Below are 18,236 nucleotides of genomic sequence, written 5' to 3'. Positions count from 1 at the left end.
TCGTGGCAGTTTTGCAACGCTCCCGGCGCATTTAATCGACCAGCAGGGCGTACAGCTGGGCGGGCGTAATCGGCTTGACAAGATGGGCCGCAAAGCCGGCCGCATGGGCGCGTGCCTGGTCGGCCGGCTGGCCGTAGCCGGTCAGGGCCACCAGCCGCGTGTTGCCATAACCGGGACGGCGCCGCAGTTCGGTGGCCAGCTCATAACCATCCATGCCGGGCAGGCCGATGTCGAGGATGGCCAGGTCGGGCACGAAGCTGGCGCTGGCACGTAGTGCGCTGGCAGGATCGGCGACGGCCTGCACCTCGTGACCGCCGACTTCCAGCAGGGCGCGCAAGCCTTGCAGCACGTCCTGGTTGTCGTCCACCAGCAGCACGCGGCGCGGCGCGGCGGCGGCCAGGCCGCCTGGCGCTGCGCTGGCAAGGGGCGCGCTGGCCAGGTCGCCCGCCAGCGGCATGCGGATGGTGAACTCGCTGCCGGCGCCAAGTCCGGCGCTATGCGCCTCGATCTCGCCGCCGTGCAGTTGCACCAGGCTGCGGGCAATCGCCAGGCCCAGCCCCAGGCCGCCGCGCGAACGGTCCAGCGATTGCGGCGCCTGCACGAATTTGTCGAACAGGTGCGGCAGCATTTCCGGGCCGATGCCGATGCCCGTATCGCGCACCTTGATTACGGCGCGTCCCTTGACGGCGCCAGCCTGCAGCCGGATATGGCCGCCCAGGTTGGAATACTTGGCTGCATTGGTGAGCAGGTTGACCAGCACCTGCACAAAACGCATCGGGTCGGCATCGACCGCCAGGCCGTGCGGCGGCACGTCCAGTTCCAGGCTTTGCTGGCGTTCTTCCAGCAGGCCGCTGACCGTCTCGAGCGCTTGCGCCAGCAGCCTGGATAGTTCGACGCGCTCGGGCCGCAGCGCAATCTTGCCTTGCGCGATGCGCGCCACATCAAGCAGGTCGTCCACCAGCCGCACCAGGTGGTGGGCCTGGCGTTCGATGGCTGCATGCTCGCGCGCCAGGCCGCCCAGGCCCTTGAGGCGCATCAGTTCCAGCGCGATCAGGATCGGCGACAGCGGGTTGCGCAGCTCGTGCCCCACCATCGCCAGGAAATCATCCTTGGTGCGGTTGGCCAGTTCGGCATCGCGCCGCGCACGCACCAGTTCGGTCACTTCGAAAGCGACGATGGCGACGCGGTCCACTTCGCCGCGCGCATTGCGCACCGGCTGGTGCACATAGTCGAAATAGCATTCCTGCAGGCCGCCGTCGCGCTTCAGCATGACGCGGCGCGCCTTGCCGGTCACCGGCTGGCCGCTGGTGAGCGCCAGTTCCATTTCCTCCACCATGCCCTGGCCCTCCAGTTCCGGGAACGCGCGCCGCATCGGCAAGCCGATCAGCTCGCGCTGCCAGCTCAGTTCCACGAAACGATCGTTGGCCAGTTCAAAGTCCAGGTCGGGGCCGCGCACGATGGCGATGGCGGCCGGCGCCTGCTGGAAGGTGTTGGCCATGCGTACCATATGGGCGCGTTCGGCCTGGCGGATGCGGGCCCGCATCAGCTGCGAGTCGACCCGCGTCAGCAGTTCGCGGGCGGAGAAGGGCTTGACCAGGTAGTCGTCGGCGCCGGCATTGACGCCTTCAATGCGCGCTTCCTCGCCGGCGCGGGCCGACAGCAGCAGCACCGGCACGTCGTGCAGCGCATGGTCGGCGCGCATGGCCGCGATCAGGCCAAAGCCGTCCAGCTCGGGCATCATCACGTCCGACACCACCAGCTCCGGCATGCCGGCCGCCATGGCGTCGAGCGCTTCGCGCCCGTTGGCGGCTGTGCTGACGTGCCAGCGTTGGCGCAGCAGGCGCGCCAGGTAGGCGCGCATGTCGGCGTTGTCGTCCACCACCAGCACGTGTGCGCCAAGCGTCAGCAGGCTCTCGTCGTCGGCCAGGTCGAGGAATGGTTCCTCGTCGTCTTCTTGCGGCAGCCAGCGCTGCGCTTCCAGCAGGAAGGCTTCACGCACTTCGCTGGTGTCGGCGTCGGCGACATTGGTCAACTGGTCCTCGCGCAAGTGGCTGTGGCCAAGCGGCAGCGTGATGGAGAATGTGCTGCCGACACCCGGCCTGCTTTCCAGGTCGATGCGTCCGTGCAGCAACTCCACCAGGTCGCGCACCAGCGCCAGGCCAATGCCGGAACCTTCGTGCGTGCGCGAGCGCGAGCCTTCCACGCGGCGGAAGCGTTCGAAAATGCGCTGCTGCTGGTCGGGCGAAATGCCGACGCCGGTATCGGTCACCGACAGCACGGCTGACTGGCCTTGTTGCCGCAGCCTGACCGTGATGCCGCCGTCGAAGGTGAACTTGAAGGCGTTGGACAGCAGGTTCAGCACGATCTTCTCGAACAGCGCGACATCGACCCAGGCGCCGGTATCGACTTCCTCGCAGTCGACTGCCAGGTACAGGCCCGCGCTTTCGACCACCGAGCGGAAGCCGCTGGCCAGGTCGCGGGTGAGGCCGGCCAGGTCAACCCTGGCATATGTGGCGTGCATGCGGCCGGCCTGCACGCGCGAGAAGTCAAGCAGGGTATTGACCAGCTTTTGCAGGCGCAGGGCGTTGCGCTGCGCAAGCCGCAGGCGTTCGTGGTGCACAGCCGGCAGGCGGCTGGCGCTGTCGCCCAGCGCTTCTTCGATGGGGCCCAGCATCAGCGTCAGCGGCGTGCGGAATTCGTGGCTCACGTTGCTGAAGAAGGCGGTCTTGGCGCGGTCCAGTTCAGCCAGCGCTTCGGCGCGCTGGCGCTGCTCGGCAGCGGCGCTGGCATTCTGCACGGCAGCCGATAGCTGGCCCGCCACCAGGTCGCAGAAGGTGCGGTATTCCGCATCGAGCTGGCGGGCGGGGCTGGTGCCCAGGACGAGCACCCCATCCGTGATGGGCAAGGCCAGCGCCAAGCGCACCGCCTGGCCTGCAAGGCCTGAAGGCAGGCCGGGCATGCCATCCGTTGCAATTGTTGCCGCTTCGCCGCTGGCCAGGACTTGCTCCACTGGCCACAGCGCCAGGTCGCAGGCTTCCTCCGCAACGTGCGCCGTTTGCTGCAGGCGTATGCTGTCGCCGGTGCGCTTGAACAACAGCGCAAAAGGCATATCTTCCCGATTCTCGGCGATCGTGTGCATGGCGGTGGCGCAGGCGCTGGCCACGTCCTGCTCGCGCAAGGCGCTGGCCGACAGCGTCGACAGCGCGGCCAGGCGGCGCGCATTGAGGCGCGTGCCTGTCGTGTCGGTGGAAGGGCAGAACAGGCCGCCGACTGCGCCGGCTTCATTGAAGATCGGGCTGTAGGAAAAGGAGTACCAGACTTCCTCCACCCAGTCGCCGCGGTTCATGAAAAGCTGCACCGCGTCGACGTAGCTCGATTCGGCGCGCTGGAATACCTTGTCGACCAGCGGGCCGCAGTAGTGCCAGATTTCGGCCCAGACCTGCTGCGCCGGCCGGCCCAGCGCCCATGGGTGCTTGGCCGCACCCAGCACGTCGATGTAGGCATCGTTGTAGAGAAAAGTGGCATCCGGACCCCAGCCGATCCAGATCGGATGGCTCGAATTCAGCATCAGGTTGACGGTCGTGCGCAAGCTCTGCGGCCAGGCATCGAGCGGTCCAAGCGGCGTGGAAGACCAGTCGAAGGCTGCGATCTGCTGGCCGAGCGCACCTGGGGAAGCAAGAAACTGCAAGCTTTCCGGATTGATAGTCACACGTTTCTCTAGCTGTAATTTTTAGCAATTCTGCACTGTACGGAACTTGAACGGCGCACACAAGTGTCCTATACAGACAAGGCTCCGGCCGCGTTTGACAGCACGATGCAAGCAACGGATACTGGGGCGATGACGATGCCGCCTTTTCCCATCCGTAAGGAGTGCCCGCCGGGCGCCTGCGACTGCCAGCGCGAGTCACTGCTCGAGGACCCGCAGGCCGACTTGCGCGTCCTGCGCCTGACCAAGGAGGAAGAGAAGCGCCTGCTCGAACGCATCGAGGCGATCTCCACGTATGCGGAACTGATGCGCATTGGCCAGCGCCTGGAAGAGCAGCTTGGCGTCTCGGTCCGCATCGCGCCCGGCCCGAACGAAGTGCGCACTGTGCGCGGCTTCCAGATCGAGCTGGGCGACCAGCCCGGCCTGTGTCGAAAAACGCGGCAAACTGTACCTGCGGCGATACGCAAATGCCTTGATCGACACCCGGAAATCGCTTTTGCAATCCTGAATGCACACGATTTGTTTGCCGGGCAGTAAAATATATTTACTCCCTATCAAATCGAAAGCTGTATGTTTTGCAATATTCCGCGCGTGCTTCGCATGTCCTTCCTCGCCGCTACTTTGGCCCAGCCGCTGGCCTGGGGACAGGATGTGACAGCTCGCCTGGGGCAGTTGCGGGAGTTTTCCTACCTCGCCACCAATAGCACCCTGGCCGAATTGCAGAAACTGAAACCGCAAGTCGGGCAGTGGCCGCAGCGTGACCAGGCGACTTATTATTCCGTGCTCAGCAAAGTTACCCGGACTTCGGACCGCGCCACCTCGCTGAAGGCGGTCGCGGAGGAAGAGCGCATCGGCCATCAACTGGATGACGAATCGATCATCGCCAACAGCTTGCTCGACCGTTCCTATCTTTTCTCCGCGCTGGAAGACCGGGAGGCCGCGAGCAAGAACCTGGAACTGGCGCGCCAGCTGGCCGAACAGACCAGCGATTTTGCGCTCCAGGCCAAAGTAATCCTTACTGTTGGCCAGGATGAAATCCGCCGCGGGAATGGGCGCAAGGGACTGGAGTACATCGACAATGCCGTGGCGCTGGCTGACAAGTCGGGGCAGCCCATCGCTCAATTCATGGCGCTGCGCGCCAGGGCCTATGCGTTGAACGGACTGGCCGGCGGCAGCCAGGAAGCACTGAAGTCGATCGACGTCTTGAAAGCCAAGGCTGCGCTGATCCCGCTCGACGGACCGATGATCCGGGCCCGCTATGCCGAGTGGGAGATCGCTGAAAGCGCTGGCCAGGTTGCACGCGCCCGCGAAGCCCTGAACGATGTGGTGGCTTGGCTGCAGAAACACCATATGGATGAAGATGTGCCCGAGCTGCAAGTCACACTAGCGGACATGAGCTTGAAAAGCCAGGACTACAAGGAGGCGTTGTCGCTCAGCCAGGAATCCAAGAAGGCTGCCCTGGCTACCGGCAACAGCGAAATGGCGGAGATTTCGCAGTTCAACGAAGGGATCGCCCTGATTTACCTGGGCCAGCTTGACGCCGGCAGGGATGCCATCGAGGCGGTCAACATCGAGATGATGGATGCCGACGCGCTATCGGAATATGCGCGGGCGCTGGACTATGTCGGTCTGAAGGAGCTTGCGCTGCAGGTCTACGCGCGCGCGGGGCGCAAGGCGCAGGACGCCAACACGGTCCAGACCCAACTCCAGAAAAGAGAACGCGAAGACGAAGAACTCTTGCGCCAGAAGGATGAAAACACCAAGGATTTGCGCAACCAGTCGAAGCTGCGGCTGGCCTGGTCGGTGGCCGCAGCACTGGCCGCGGCGGCCTTGCTCGCGGTGGCCTTCCTGTACCGCAAGCTGCGCGCCGCCAACGTCAGGCTGAAGAATTCCGATTCCCCAGCGGAATAGCATGATAAATTTGCATCTCGAGTGAATCACCCACCGGGAGGCAGGCATGAAAAGCAGCATTCCAAGACGTGAATTCCTGAAACAGGCAGGCATGGCGGGCGTGGCGACCGCTTTGGGCAGCCCGGCGCTGTCGGCGCTGGCCGATTCGCGCAGCGTGACGCTGCCGTTTGAAAATGGCGAAAGGGATGTGGTGGCGTTTCCGCAGAAGCGCCCGATGATCGTGCTGACCAGCCGCCCGCCGCAGCTCGAAACACCCTTCAGCGTGTTCGGCGAAGGTGTGCTGACGCCGAACGATGCCTTCTTCGTGCGCTATCACTGGAGCGCCATTCCGACCTCGATCGACCCGCAGAGCTACCGCCTGAAGATCGGCGGCCACGTCAACATGCCGCTGGAACTGTCGCTGGCGGAACTGCGCCAGCTCGCCGACCCAATCGAGTTTGTCGCGGTCAATCAATGCTCGGGCAATAGCCGTGGCCACTTTGCCCCGCGCGCCAACGGCGGCCAGCTTTCCAACGGCGCCATGGGCAATGCGCGCTGGACTGGCGTGCCGCTGAAAAAAGTGCTGGAGCGCGTGGGTATCAAGGCCGGCGCAGTGCAGGTGGCGTTCAATGGCCTCGATACGCCGCCCGCCGGCGACGGCCCCGATTTCGTCAAGTCGCTCAATATCGACCACGCGCTTGAGGAGGAAGTGATGCTGGCCTGGCAAATGAATGGCGAAGACTTGCCGATGCTGAACGGCTATCCACTGCGCCTGGTAGTGCCGGGCTATTACGGCACTTACTGGATCAAGCACCTGTCGGACATCACGGTGCTGGACAAGCCCTTCAACGGCTTCTGGGTCGCCAGCGCCTACCGCATTGCAGATAACGCCTGCGCTTGCGTAACGCCGGGCACGACGCCGGCCAAAACGGTGCCGATCAACCGCTTCAATGTGCGGTCTTTCATTACCAGCCACCAGGACGGTGCGCGGCTCAAAGCAGGCAAGCAGGTGGTTGTGAAAGGCATCGCCTTCGACGGCGGCTACGGCATCACCGAAGTCGCCTTCTCTGCCGACGGCGGCAAGAGCTGGCAGGCCGCGACGCTCGGGAAGGATATGGGCAAGTATTCCTTCCGCGAGTGGAGCGCTTCGTTCAAGCCGGGCAAGGGCGAGCACACACTGATGGTGCGCGCCGTGAACCGAATCGGCCAGAGCCAGCCTTCGACCGCACTGTGGAACGCGGCCGGCTATATGCGCAACGTGGTGGAAACCACCCGCGTCATCGCGGCTTGAGGAGGAACCGATGAAGACCTTTGCCATCATGCTCCTGCTGTCCGCCGGCGCCGCCAGCGCTGCCGAGATCAAGCTGCCCGACGAGACGGCGGCCTACAAACAGAGCACATTGCCGGGCTACCAGCTCGTGCTGGCCAACTGCCTGCTATGCCACTCGGCGCAGTACGCGCAGATGCAGCCGCCAACGTCGCCGCGCAGCTACTGGGAGGCTACGGTGAAGAAAATGAAGAAACCGTTCGGCGCCCAGTTCTCGGACGACGACGTCCCCGCCATGGTGGATTACCTCGCCAAAGTCTACGGTGCGGAGAAGCCCAAGCCGTAGACCGCAATGGCTGGCGGCGATACAATCTCGCCTTTGCCCATCACCGACAGCCGCCATGACGATTCCCAGCCCCATCCTGCAAGCGCTCGACCGTGCCCACCCTTCGTGGCGTCCGATCCTGGAGCGCGGCCTGCAGGCGATTGCAGCGGCCAACCCGGCCTACCTGCCGGAACTGGCGGATGACAGCTACCTGCCGACCGAACTGCGCCTGTTTGCCGCCTTCCAGCAGCCGCTGGAGCAGGTGCGCTACGTACTGGTGGGCGAGGGGCCTTATCCGCGTGCAGAAAGCGCTACCGGCGTCTGTTTCATGGACGGCGCTGTCAAAGGCCTGTGGTCGGAAGAAGAGGGCGGCGGCCTGTCCAAGCCCGTCAATAAAGCCACTTCGCTGCGCAACTTCATGAAAATGCTGCTGGTCGCCGATGGCCAGCTCGAGGAAAGCAATATCGCCGGCGAAGCCCTCGCCGCTTGTTCAACCCGTGCCAAGTCCGGCGCCGCGATCCAGACCCTGGCCGAGATGCAGGAGCGCCTGCACGGCCACGGCTTCCTGCTGCTGAACGCCTCGCTGGTGTTCCGCCCGCATGTTGCTCCAGTGAAAGATGCCAAGGCCTGGCTGCCATTCTTCGAGACCGTCATGCAGGCGCTGGCCATCCAGCAGCCAAAATTAATTCTTTGGGGAAAGATCGCCGAACAGCTCAACAAGCTGCCCAGCGTGCAGGCCTTGCCGCAGATCGTGGCGGAACACCCTTACAACCTGTCGTTTATTGCTAATAAGAAAATGCAGGCGCTGTTCGGCCCGATGGGATTGCTGAAGAGGTAAGAAGGGCGCGTATTGCCCCTCGGACAGCGAAAGGCGCGTCCGGCAAGGTCTGCGCAAGTCTGTTATACTTGACTAAATCGTTCAAGTAATCAGGTTATGATTTGCGAGAACAGAACGATATTTTAACTGAGTTGAACCGAGGTTGTGATGCGTCTGACTACCAAAGGCCGTTTTGCAGTGACTGCGATGATTGACCTGGCTATGCGCCAGGGCAAGGGTCCGGTGACGCTTTCCGGAATCAGCCAGCGCCAGTCGATTTCCCTGTCTTATCTCGAACAATTGTTCGGCAAGCTGCGCCGCCACGAAATCGTGGAATCGATCCGCGGCCCTGGCGGCGGCTACAGCCTGGCCCGCAAGGCAGACAAGGTGACCGTCGCCGACATCATTATTGCTGTTGACGAACCGCTCGATGCAACCCAGTGCGGCGGCAAGGAGAATTGCCACGGCGCCGACCATGCGAACGGCGCCCGCTGCATGACCCACGAACTGTGGGCCACCCTGAACGAAAAGATGGTCGACTACCTGGATTCCGTGTCGCTGCAGGACCTGGTGGACCAGCAAAAAGCCAAAGCCGCGGCAGAGCAGCCAGTCCATGTGCACCGCAACAGCAACCAAGCAGCCCTCGGTTAACCGAATTGGAGTAATTTAGATGAACGCCCCCGAAAAGAACGTCGCCCAGGTAGCACCGGTAGAATTCAAGACCGCACCGCACTTCCCGATCTACATGGACTACTCGGCCACCACGCCGATCGATCCACGCGTTGCGGACAAGATGATCCCTTACCTGCGCGAACAATTCGGCAATCCGGCCTCCCGCAGCCACATGTACGGCTGGACCGCGGAAGCAGCGGTGGAAGAAGCGCGCGGCCACGTGGCCGCCCTGGTCAACGCTGACCCGCGCGAAATCATCTGGACCTCCGGCGCCACCGAATCGAACAACCTCGCCCTGAAAGGCGCGGCCAACTTCTACAAGTCCAAGGGCAAGCACATCATCACCGTGAAAACCGAGCACAAATCCGTGCTGGACACCGTGCGTGAACTGGAGCGCCAGGGCTTCGACGCCACCTACCTGGACACCCAGGACAACGGCCTGATCACCATCGAGCAGCTGGAAGCGGCCGTGCGTCCGGACACCATCCTGATCTCGGTCATGATGGTCAACAACGAAATCGGCGTGATCCAGCCGATCAAGGAAATCGCCGCCTTCTGCCGCAAGAAAGGCATCATCTTCCACTGCGACGCCGCGCAAGCGACCGGCAAAGTGGCGATCGACCTGCAAGACCTGAAAGTCGACCTGATGACCTTCACCGCGCACAAGACCTATGGCCCGAAAGGCGTGGGCGCCCTGTACGTCTGCCGCAAGCCGCGCGTGCGTATCGAAGCACAGATGCACGGCGGCGGCCATGAGCGCGGCCTGCGCTCCGGCACCCTGCCGACCCATCAGATCGTGGCGATGGGCGAAGCCTTCCGCCTGGCGAAAGTGGAAATGGACTCCGAGATCGAGCGTATCCGCGCACTGCGCGACCGCCTGGCCGAGGGCCTGCAGGAAATCGAAGAAACCTACGTCAACGGCGACATGGACCACCGCGTGCCGCACAACCTGAACGTGAGCTTTAACTTTGTGGAAGGCGAGTCCCTGATCATGGCCGTGAAAGACCTGGCCGTGTCGTCCGGTTCCGCCTGCACCTCGGCTTCGCTGGAGCCATCCTACGTACTGCGCGCCCTGGGCCGCAGCGACGAGCTGGCGCACAGCTCGATCCGTTTCACCATCGGCCGCTTCACCACTGAAAAAGACGTCGACTTCGCCGTCGAACTGCTGAAAGGCAAAGTGGGCAAGCTGCGCGAACTGTCGCCACTGTGGGAAATGTACAAGGACGGTATCGACCTGAGCACCATCCAGTGGGCAGCGCACTAATTCAACGATTACAGGAGCATCAAAATGGCATACTCGGAAAAAGTTCTCGACCACTACGAAAACCCGCGCAACGTCGGTTCCTTTGAAAAGGGCGACGAAACCGTCGGTACCGGCATGGTCGGCGCACCAGCTTGCGGCGACGTGATGAAGCTGCAGATCAAGGTTGGTGCAGACGGCAAGATCGAAGACGCGAAATTCAAGACCTACGGCTGCGGCTCGGCAATCGCCTCCAGCTCGCTGGTGACTGAATGGGTGAAGGGCAAGTCGCTGGATGAGGCGCTGGCCATCAAGAACACCCAGATCGCGGAAGAACTGGCACTGCCGCCAGTGAAGATCCACTGCTCCATCCTGGCGGAAGACGCCATCAAGGCAGCTGTGAACGACTACAAGGCAAAACACGGCGCCTAATCAGCGCGCGGAGGAAGTATGGCAATCACCCTGACCGAAAAAGCAGCCAAGCATATCAACCGCTACATCGAGCGTCGCGGCAAGGGCATTGGCCTGCGCTTTGGCGTACGCACGACCGGCTGCTCCGGTCTGGCCTACAAGCTGGAATACGTGGACGAAGTGACGCCGGAAGATTCGGTCTTCGAGTCGCATGGCGTGAAGGTCTTCGTTGATCCGAAAAGCCTGCCGTACATCGACGGCACTGAGCTGGACTTCGCGCGCGAAGGCCTGAACGAAGGCTTCAAGTTCAACAACCCGAACGAGAAGGATGCATGCGGCTGCGGCGAAAGCTTCCGCATTTAATATCGTGCAGAACCACTTCGAACTCTTCCAGCTTCCCCAGCAGTTCGCCGTCGATACGAGCGCCCTGGACGCCGCCTACCGCGAAGTCCAGAGCCGCGTCCACCCGGACAAATTCGTCAACGCCACCGATGCCGAAAAGCGCGTCGCCATGCAATGGTCGACCCGCTCCAATGAGGCCTACCAGACCCTGAAGAATCCGCAGAAGCGCGCGCAGTACCTGTGCGAGCTGAATGGCGTCGATCTGAAGATGGAATCCAACACGGCCATGCCGATGGAATTCCTGATGCAGCAGATGGAGTGGCGCGAAGAGCTGTCCGAAGCCCGCGCCGGCAAGGATGGCGATTTGCTCGACAAGCTGGATGGTCAGTTGCGTGCCGCGCGCAAGGCGCAGTTGGCGGAGATCGAACAGCATTGCAATAGCGGTGACTATCACGCAGTCGCGCAAGGTGTGCGCGCGCTGATGTTCATCGAAAAATTTGGCGAAGAAGTGCGCTTCGCTTACGACGCCATCGAGGCGGCGTAAAAGAGTAAAAACTCAGAACAATACAGGTTTCACCATGGCTCTTTTGCAGATTTCCGAACCGGGCATGTCGACCGCCCCGCACCAGCATCGCCTGGCGGTGGGCATCGACCTCGGCACCACCAATTCGCTGGTAGCGACCGTCCGCAGCAGCATTCCTGAAGTGCTGAACGACGAAGACGGCCACCCGCTGCTGCCTTCCGTGGTGCGTTACCTTCCAAACGGCCATGCCAATATCGGATACAAAGCCCAGGCGCACCAGACCACCGACCCGAAAAACACCATCGTGTCGGTCAAGCGCTTCATGGGGCGCGGCCTGAAGGACATCGCCTACGCCGAGAACCTGCCATACGATTTCGTCGATGCCCCGGGCATGGTGCAGCTGAAGACTGTCGCCGGCGTGAAATCGCCGGTTGAAGTGTCGGCCCAGATCCTGGCCACCCTGCGCCAGCGCGCGGAAGATTCGCTGGGCGACGACCTGGTCGGCGCCGTGATCACCGTGCCTGCCTACTTCGATGAAGCGCAGCGCCAGGCCACCAAGGATGCCGCGCAACTGGCCGGCATCAACGTATTGCGCCTGCTGTCCGAACCGACTGCCGCGGCCATCGCCTACGGACTTGATAACGGCTCCGAAGGCATCTTCGCCGTGTACGACCTGGGCGGCGGCACCTTCGATATCTCGATCCTCAAGCTGTCGAAAGGCGTGTTTGAAGTGCTGGCCACAGGCGGCGACTCCGCGCTGGGCGGCGACGACTTCGACCACCGCCTGTTCTGCTGGGTTCACGAGCAGGAAAAACTGGCGCCGCTGTCCGACGAAGACACCGCGACCCTGATGGTCAAGGCGCGCGAGGCGAAAGAGCTGCTGTCGACCAAGCCGGAAGTCACCATCGACGCCGTGCTGCGCTCGGGCGAAGAAGTCCACCAGCGCGTCACCCCTGAAATTTTCGCCGACATCACCAAGCACCTGGTCGCCAAGACCATGAACGCGGTGAAGAAGGCCCTGCGCGACGCCAACATCGACGCCGACGATATCGACGGCGTGGTCATGGTCGGCGGCGCGACCCGCATGCCGCACGTGCAGCGCGCGGTAGGCGAATACTTCCACACTATCCCGCACGCCAATATCGATCCGGACAAGGTCGTGGCGCTGGGCGCCGCCATCCAGGCCAACCTGCTGGCTGGTAACCGCGCCGCAGGCGACGACTGGCTGCTGCTGGACGTGATCCCGCTGTCGCTGGGTATCGAAACGATGGGCGGCCTGGTCGAGAAGATTATCCCGCGCAACTCCACCATTCCATGCGCCCGCGCGCAGGAGTTCACCACCTTCAAGGATGGCCAGACCGCGCTGGCGGTGCACGTGCTGCAAGGCGAGCGCGAACTGGTGAGCGATTGCCGCTCGCTGGCGCGCTTCGAACTGCGCGGCATTCCGCCGATGGCGGCCGGTGCGGCGCGTATCCGCATCACTTACCAGGTGGACGCCGACGGCCTGCTGTCCGTCTCCGCACGCGAACTGCGCTCCAACGTGGAAGCATCAATCACCGTCAAGCCTTCCTATGGCCTGGGCGACGACGACGTCGCGCGCATGCTGTCCGAATCGCACACCGAAGCGGAAGCCGACATGAAAGCCCGCGCCCTGCGCGAAGAGCAGGTCGAAGCCGAGCGCATCATGCTGGCGACCCAGTCCGCGCTGGACGAAGACGGCAACCTGCTGAACGACGACGAGCGCGCCGCCATCAACGCCCTGATGGCCACCACCATGGACATGCTGGTGAAATCCGGCAGCGGCGAAGCCGACCACTACGCGGTGAAAGCCGCCTACGAAGCCCTGGCCCAGGGCACCGAAGAATTCGCATCGCGCCGCATGGACCGCAGCGTGCGCAGCGCACTGGCCGGCAAGACGCTGGACCAGGTTGTTTAATTGACTGAGGAATAGAAGTGCCACAAATCGTCATCCTGCCGCATGCCAAGCTGTGCCCCGAAGGCGCCGTGATCGAAACCGAAGCAGGGAAGTCCGTTTGCGACGTCCTGCTGGAGAACGACATCCACATCGAACACGCCTGCGAGAAGTCCTGCGCCTGCACCACTTGCCACGTGCTGGTGCGTGAAGGCTTCAACTCCCTGAACGAAGCGACCGACACCGAAGAAGACCTGCTGGACAAGGCCTGGGGCCTGGAAGCCTGCTCGCGCCTGTCCTGCCAGTCCATCGTGGCGGACGAAGACCTGGTCATCGAAATTCCGAAGTACACGATCAACCACGCCAGCGAAGGCGGCCACTGAGCCGAGGTGCACCATGCTGAAATGGAGTGATGTCACGGCGATTGCCGAAGCCCTGTACGACAAGTTCCCGGACGTCGACCCGACGACGGTGCGCTTTGTCGACCTGCACAACTGGATCGTCGACCTGGATGGCTTCGACGACGACCACAAGCGCGGCGGCGAAAAAGTGCTGGAAGCGATCCAGCAGGCGTGGATCGATGAAGCGCAGTAAGGCCCCGGGCACGCCGCTGCCCGCTACCGTCACAGACATCCCTGAAGTCAAGCCCGGCCAGTCGGTCGCGCTGCTGCAGGAGCTGCACATCCTCACCCGCGACGGCAAGCTGAACCAGGACAGCCGCCGCAAGCTCAAACAGGTCTACCACCTCTACCAGTTCATTGAACCGCTGCTGAACGACGTACGCACGGCGAAGGGCTCGGTATCGCTGGTCGACCACGGGGCAGGGAAGTCCTACCTCGGCTTCATCATCTACGACTTGTTCTTCAAGGCGCTGGGCGACGATTCGCACATTTATGGCATCGAAACCCGCGAAGAACTGGTGGCGCGTTCCGAAGAGCTGGCGCGCAAGTTCGATTTCCCCGGCATGAGTTTCCTGCCGCTGTCGGTGGCCGAATCGACCACCTCCGACAAGCTGCCGGAGCAGATCGACATCGTCACCGCGCTGCACGCCTGCAATACCGCCACCGACGACGCCATCGATTTCGCGCTGAAGAAAAGGGCTAAACACATCGTGCTGGTGCCATGCTGCCAGGCCGAAGTCGCCTCCGTGCTGCGCAAGAACAAGGGCTCTTCGCTGGGCAAGAATGTGCTCACTGAGTTGTGGCGCCACCCGATTCACACCCGTGAATTCGGCAGCCAGATCACCAACGTGTTGCGCTGCCTGCAGCTTGAGTCGCACGGCTACCAGGTCACCGTCACCGAACTCGTAGGCTGGGAGCATTCGATGAAGAACGAATTGATCGTTGCCACATACAAGAACCTCCCGCGCCGCAAGCCTGCCGAGCGCCTGAAGGAAGTCTTGTCCACCATCGGCCTCGACGAAATGGGCGAACGCTTCTACACCGGCGCGCCTGTCGCAACGCCAACTGACGCCGAGGTGGCGCCGTGAGCACCGGCTATCCGGCCGGCGCAGGCGCAATGTCGCTCGCCGCAGACGGCGAACGCTGGATCGACCTGCGCAGCGACACTGTCACGCATCCCAGCGCCGAAATGCGCGAAGCCATGTTCACCGCCCAGGTCGGCGACGACGTGTACGGCGACGACCCCACGGTCAATGCGCTGCAGGCCTACGCAGCGGAACTCTTCGGCTACGAAGCTGCGCTGTTCGCGCCATCCGGCACGCAAACCAACCTGATTGCACTGCTGGCCCATTGCGGCAGGGGAGACGAATACCTGGTCGGCCAGGACGCCCACACTTACAAGTACGAAGGTGGTGGCGCCGCGGTCCTCGGCAGTATCCAGCCGCAGCCGATCATCAACCAAGCGGACGGCAGCATCGCGCTGCAAGACATCGAAGCCGCCATCAAGCCGAACGATTTCCACTTCGCCCGCACCAAGCTGCTGGCGCTGGAAAACACCATCGGCGGCAAGGTCCTGCCGCAGCAATACGTCGCGCAAGCCACCGGCCTCGCGCACGCACGCGGCCTGGCCACGCATCTCGACGGTGCCCGCATCTGCAATGCCGCCGTCAAGCAAGGCATCTCGCTGAAGGACGCGGTAAAAGGCTTCGACAGCGTCTCCGTCTGCCTGAGCAAAGGCCTTGGCGCCCCGGTCGGCTCCGTCCTGTGCGGCAGCCGTGAATTAATCGAGCAGGGCAAGCGCTGGCGCAAGATGCTGGGCGGCGGCATGCGCCAGGCTGGCGTGATTGTTGCCGCAGGCCTGTACGCCCTGCAGAACAACGTCCAGCGCCTGGCCGAGGACCACGCCAACGCAAGCTGGCTCGCCGCCGAACTGGCAAAGATCGGCGTGCTGCAAGTGAGCGTGCCGCAAACGAACATCCTGTTCGTCACCATGCCACGCGAAGCCTGCGAAGGGTTGAATGCAGCGCTGGCAGCAGAACGCATCCGCGTCTCGATGGCGCCGACACTGCGCCTCGTGACCCACCTGGACGTAACGCGCGCCGACCTCGAACACGTCGCCGCCGTATTCGCCCACTACTTCAAGCAATAATGAACAACGAAGACAACACCATCCGCCTCGCCAAGCGCGTGGCGGACATGGTTCCATGCTCGCGCCGCGAAGCAGAGAATTACATCGAAGGCGCCTACGTCACGGTAGACGGCGAGATCGTCGAAGAACCCGGTGCGCGCGTCGCGCCCGGCCAGCAAGTCGTGTTGTCCGCCGACGCAACCCTGCTCGACATCGCGCCGGTAACGATCCTGTTGAACAAGCCGGCCGGCGCCGACGCGCTGGCATGCCTGCTGCCGGAAGCGCGCAGCAAGGACGCCCAGCGCGTTCGCTTCCTCAAGCGCCACCTGCGCAACCTGACCGCCTGCCTCGCGCTGGACAAGCAAGCCAGCGGCCTGTTCGTGTTCACGCAAGACTTCCGCGTCGCGCGCAAGCTGGTGGATGAAGGCGCCACGGTCGAACAGGAGTTGATCGTCGATGTCGAAGGCGAGATTGCCGACAACGGCCTCACGCTCCTGAACCAGGGCGCAGGCAAGGTGAGCTGGCAAAACGAACGCCGCCTGCGCTTCGCCGTCAAGCCGCCGAAGCCAGCCTTGGTCGCCAAGCTTTGCGCCGACGTCGGCCTGAAAGCCACCGCAGTAAAGCGCCAGCGCATCGGGCGCATCTCCATGTCCGGCCTCCAGCCCGGCGAATGGCGCTACCTCCAAGGCTACGAACGCTTCTGAAGAATCTAGCGTAAGGCCGCGGCGAGGCGCTGGGTAAGGCGCTGCACCATCGGTGCGATCGTCATTACGGCGAAGAAGGCGGCCGGCCAGGCGGCGAGGAAGGCGTGGCCCCAGCGCGCCGTATATTCGGGGTGGAAGCCGATGTTCAGCCAGGTGATCCAGCCGCTCATGATCACACTCATCAGGAACGACATCAGGGCTGCAAAGATCATCCGGGTACGCAGGTCAGTCATGGCTTTCTCCAGCAAGTTATCAATGACTCAAGCGTAGTTAATTTCGTTGGCGTACACTAGCGATGAAAATTCAATCTCTAATTCCAAAAATGGAATCATGCTGGATGACCTCGCCCTGTTTATCGCCATCGTCGAAGCGGGCAGCCTGAACGCTGCTGCCGAGAAAGAGGGGCTGCCGACCGCGACTGTCACTCGCCGCTTGCAAAAGCTGGAGGCGGCGCTCGGCTATCGCCTCTTGCATCGCAGCGCTCGTCGCACCCAGCCTACTGCAGAGGGGATGCAGTACTACGAACAGTGCCGCCCCTTGGTTCAGTCGCTGCGCCAGGCTACGCTGCGGCTGGACGCCACGCTGGGCGCGATCGAAGGCACGATCCGCGTTCTGGCGCCGGTCAATTTCGCGAGCGAGATCCTGGCGCCGGCATGGGCCAGCTTCCTTGAACAGTATCCGAAGGTGAAGCTGGAGCTCGAACTGTCCAACGAAGTGCAGGACATTGTTGGCACTGGTGCCGACCTGGCGATCCGCATCGGCGCACTGGCCGATTCCACGCTCACCCAGCGCAAGCTGGGAAATGTCAATCTGGTGCTTGCTGCGTCGCCGGCTTACCTCGCTCAGTTCGGCACGCCGTCCAATGTGGCTGAACTGGAAAGACATTCCACAATCGCCACGCTGCCGCTGCGTGAATGGCATTTACAGGACCCGGTTACGGGCGCGCACTCTGTGCTGCATCCCGATCCGCGCGTGCGCGTCAACGAGGTGCGGCTGGCGGTGATGATGGCGGAGGCGGGCCTTGGCATCGTACTGGCCCCAGAGCTGCAGTGCCACGCCAGCCTGGAGTCTGGCGCGCTGGTGCGGCTCCTGCCGGGCTGGACATCGCGTGAGCGCAGCGTTTATGCCGTCTGGTCGCAGCAGCGTTACCTGCCGGCCCGCGTACGCGCCCTCCTTGAACATTTGGCGGCCTTCACCGCCCAACACCCTTTGCTGACCGGAGAAAAATGAATGATGCGGGCGATCCTGTTGTTGCTGCTCGTGCTGGCGCCACTCTGCGCCCTTGCTGCCAAGCCGGCCTGTCCAGCACGAGATGGAGGAGAGGAATGGTCCCCGCTCTGCTTCACCGTGCGGGAGGGTGTGCGCCAGCTCAAGCCGCAATACCTGCGCAAGCTCGCCTTCGAAAAGTCGGGCAAGGCGCTTATTGTCATTGACGGCGACCCTGGCCCCAACGAAGTGGTGGCGCTTGACCGGCGTGGCCGTGTCGTTGTGCCGGGCATCTACCATACCGGTGATTTCGATTATCCGTATGCGCCGCTAGGCGTAGGACGCTTCCGTGAGAACGGCAAATGCGGCTATTTCCAGTCCAGCACGTTCAAGATTGTCGTGCAGGCAGAATATGACCATTGCCATCCCTTCCACGTCGATGGAATCGGCTCGGCCTGCAAGGAGTGCGAGTATTACTGCACGCACCCCGATTGCTATGATTCGGCGCTGGTCGGGGGGCAGGGCTTCGATTTCGACGCCAGGGGAAAACTGTTGGAGACTTATGTGCAACCTGGCCTCGACCGGATTTGCCCCCACGGGTTCGAAAAGCTGGACGAGAAATCGCATTACCTGGAATGCAAGGACGACCCTGATTCGCCTTTCAGACACCTTCGATGAACGGCACAGTGTGG

General features: G+C 62.8%; 20 protein-coding genes. 18 read left to right on the top strand and 2 right to left on the bottom strand.

From position 1 onward, the window contains the following. Positions 1-31: 31 nt before the first annotated feature. Complete coding sequence (locus tag ACN9MU_RS23265) at positions 32-3,709, bottom strand: ATP-binding protein (protein WP_426343515.1); 3,678 nt, start codon at positions 3,707-3,709, stop codon at positions 32-34. 129 nt (positions 3,710-3,838) lie between these two features. On the opposite strand from ACN9MU_RS23265, the gene ACN9MU_RS23260 reads away from it, so the two are divergent. The 16 genes from ACN9MU_RS23260 to ACN9MU_RS23185 all read left to right on the top strand — a co-directional run bounded on the left by ACN9MU_RS23260 (position 3,839) and on the right by ACN9MU_RS23185 (position 16,338). Next, the gene (locus ACN9MU_RS23260; protein WP_426318704.1) at positions 3,839-4,243 is read left to right on the top strand and encodes a hypothetical protein; all 405 of its coding nucleotides are present in this window, start codon (positions 3,839-3,841) and stop codon (positions 4,241-4,243) included. Positions 4,244-4,276: 33 nt separating this feature from the next. Further along, a complete protein-coding gene (locus ACN9MU_RS23255) occupies positions 4,277-5,617 on the top strand; it encodes a hypothetical protein (protein WP_426162944.1) in 1,341 nt (446 codons plus the stop codon). 46 nt (positions 5,618-5,663) lie between these two features. Then, positions 5,664-6,887: a molybdopterin-dependent oxidoreductase gene (locus ACN9MU_RS23250; protein WP_426343514.1), complete on the top strand. Its 1,224-nt coding sequence runs from the start codon at positions 5,664-5,666 to the stop codon at positions 6,885-6,887. 10 nt (positions 6,888-6,897) lie between these two features. Next, the gene (locus ACN9MU_RS23245) at positions 6,898-7,209 is read left to right on the top strand and encodes a c-type cytochrome (protein ID WP_426162939.1); all 312 of its coding nucleotides are present in this window, start codon (positions 6,898-6,900) and stop codon (positions 7,207-7,209) included. A 55-nt stretch (positions 7,210-7,264) separates the two neighbouring features. Further along, positions 7,265-8,026, top strand: a complete 762-nt coding sequence (locus ACN9MU_RS23240; RefSeq protein WP_426343513.1) for a uracil-DNA glycosylase — start codon at positions 7,265-7,267, stop codon at positions 8,024-8,026. Between the two features lie 147 nt (positions 8,027-8,173). Beyond that, positions 8,174-8,656, top strand: coding sequence for a Fe-S cluster assembly transcriptional regulator IscR (gene iscR, locus ACN9MU_RS23235; RefSeq protein WP_057259448.1), 483 nt, complete (start codon positions 8,174-8,176; stop codon positions 8,654-8,656). A gap of 19 nt (positions 8,657-8,675) precedes the next feature. Further along, on the top strand, positions 8,676-9,941 hold the full coding sequence (locus ACN9MU_RS23230) for an IscS subfamily cysteine desulfurase (protein ID WP_426162935.1): 1,266 nt from the start codon (positions 8,676-8,678) through the stop codon (positions 9,939-9,941). A gap of 24 nt (positions 9,942-9,965) precedes the next feature. Beyond that, positions 9,966-10,349 carry a Fe-S cluster assembly scaffold IscU gene (gene iscU, locus ACN9MU_RS23225; RefSeq protein WP_028104361.1) on the top strand — a complete coding sequence of 128 codons (384 nt, stop codon included), beginning with the start codon at positions 9,966-9,968 and terminating at the stop codon, positions 10,347-10,349. An 18-nt stretch (positions 10,350-10,367) separates the two neighbouring features. Then, the gene (gene iscA / locus ACN9MU_RS23220; protein ID WP_028104360.1) at positions 10,368-10,691 is read left to right on the top strand and encodes an iron-sulfur cluster assembly protein IscA; all 324 of its coding nucleotides are present in this window, start codon (positions 10,368-10,370) and stop codon (positions 10,689-10,691) included. 4 nt (positions 10,692-10,695) lie between these two features. Further along, the gene (gene hscB, locus ACN9MU_RS23215) at positions 10,696-11,214 is read left to right on the top strand and encodes a Fe-S protein assembly co-chaperone HscB (protein ID WP_426172276.1); all 519 of its coding nucleotides are present in this window, start codon (positions 10,696-10,698) and stop codon (positions 11,212-11,214) included. A 34-nt stretch (positions 11,215-11,248) separates the two neighbouring features. Then, positions 11,249-13,129, top strand: coding sequence for a Fe-S protein assembly chaperone HscA (hscA, locus tag ACN9MU_RS23210; RefSeq protein ID WP_426318701.1), 1,881 nt, complete (start codon positions 11,249-11,251; stop codon positions 13,127-13,129). Between the two features lie 17 nt (positions 13,130-13,146). Beyond that, complete coding sequence (gene fdx, locus ACN9MU_RS23205; RefSeq protein ID WP_090444791.1) at positions 13,147-13,488, top strand: ISC system 2Fe-2S type ferredoxin; 342 nt, start codon at positions 13,147-13,149, stop codon at positions 13,486-13,488. Between the two features lie 16 nt (positions 13,489-13,504). Beyond that, on the top strand, positions 13,505-13,699 hold the full coding sequence (iscX, locus tag ACN9MU_RS23200; protein WP_090444923.1) for a Fe-S cluster assembly protein IscX: 195 nt from the start codon (positions 13,505-13,507) through the stop codon (positions 13,697-13,699). Continuing rightward, entirely contained in the window at positions 13,686-14,594 is a 909-nt protein-coding gene (locus ACN9MU_RS23195; protein ID WP_426318700.1) for a class I SAM-dependent methyltransferase, read from the top strand. The genes iscX and ACN9MU_RS23195 overlap by 14 nt, the downstream gene beginning before the upstream one ends. 29 nt (positions 14,595-14,623) lie before the next feature. Continuing rightward, on the top strand, positions 14,624-15,655 hold the full coding sequence (gene ltaE / locus ACN9MU_RS23190; RefSeq protein WP_426344900.1) for a low-specificity L-threonine aldolase: 1,032 nt from the start codon (positions 14,624-14,626) through the stop codon (positions 15,653-15,655). After that, positions 15,655-16,338, top strand: coding sequence for an RNA pseudouridine synthase (locus ACN9MU_RS23185; protein ID WP_426162927.1), 684 nt, complete (start codon positions 15,655-15,657; stop codon positions 16,336-16,338). Before ltaE ends, ACN9MU_RS23185 begins: the two co-directional genes overlap by 1 nt. A gap of 5 nt (positions 16,339-16,343) precedes the next feature. Here the strand turns inward: ACN9MU_RS23185 and ACN9MU_RS23180 are convergent, their stop codons facing one another. Further along, a complete protein-coding gene (locus tag ACN9MU_RS23180; protein WP_426162925.1) occupies positions 16,344-16,571 on the bottom strand; it encodes a DUF2798 domain-containing protein in 228 nt (75 codons plus the stop codon). A gap of 97 nt (positions 16,572-16,668) precedes the next feature. Here ACN9MU_RS23180 and ACN9MU_RS23175 point away from each other — a divergent pair, with 97 nt between their 5' ends. Further along, positions 16,669-17,568 (top strand): LysR family transcriptional regulator, encoded by a 900-nt coding sequence (locus ACN9MU_RS23175; RefSeq protein WP_426343512.1) that lies wholly within the window; start codon positions 16,669-16,671, stop codon positions 17,566-17,568. Then, on the top strand, positions 17,569-18,222 hold the full coding sequence (locus tag ACN9MU_RS23170; protein WP_426343511.1) for a hypothetical protein: 654 nt from the start codon (positions 17,569-17,571) through the stop codon (positions 18,220-18,222). Positions 18,223-18,236: the final 14 nt, after the last annotated feature.

This window comes from Pseudoduganella sp. R-32 (assembly GCF_049913245.1).
Classification (GTDB): domain Bacteria; phylum Pseudomonadota; class Gammaproteobacteria; order Burkholderiales; family Burkholderiaceae_D; genus Rugamonas.
This window is presented reverse-complemented; position numbering and strand designations above follow the sequence as displayed.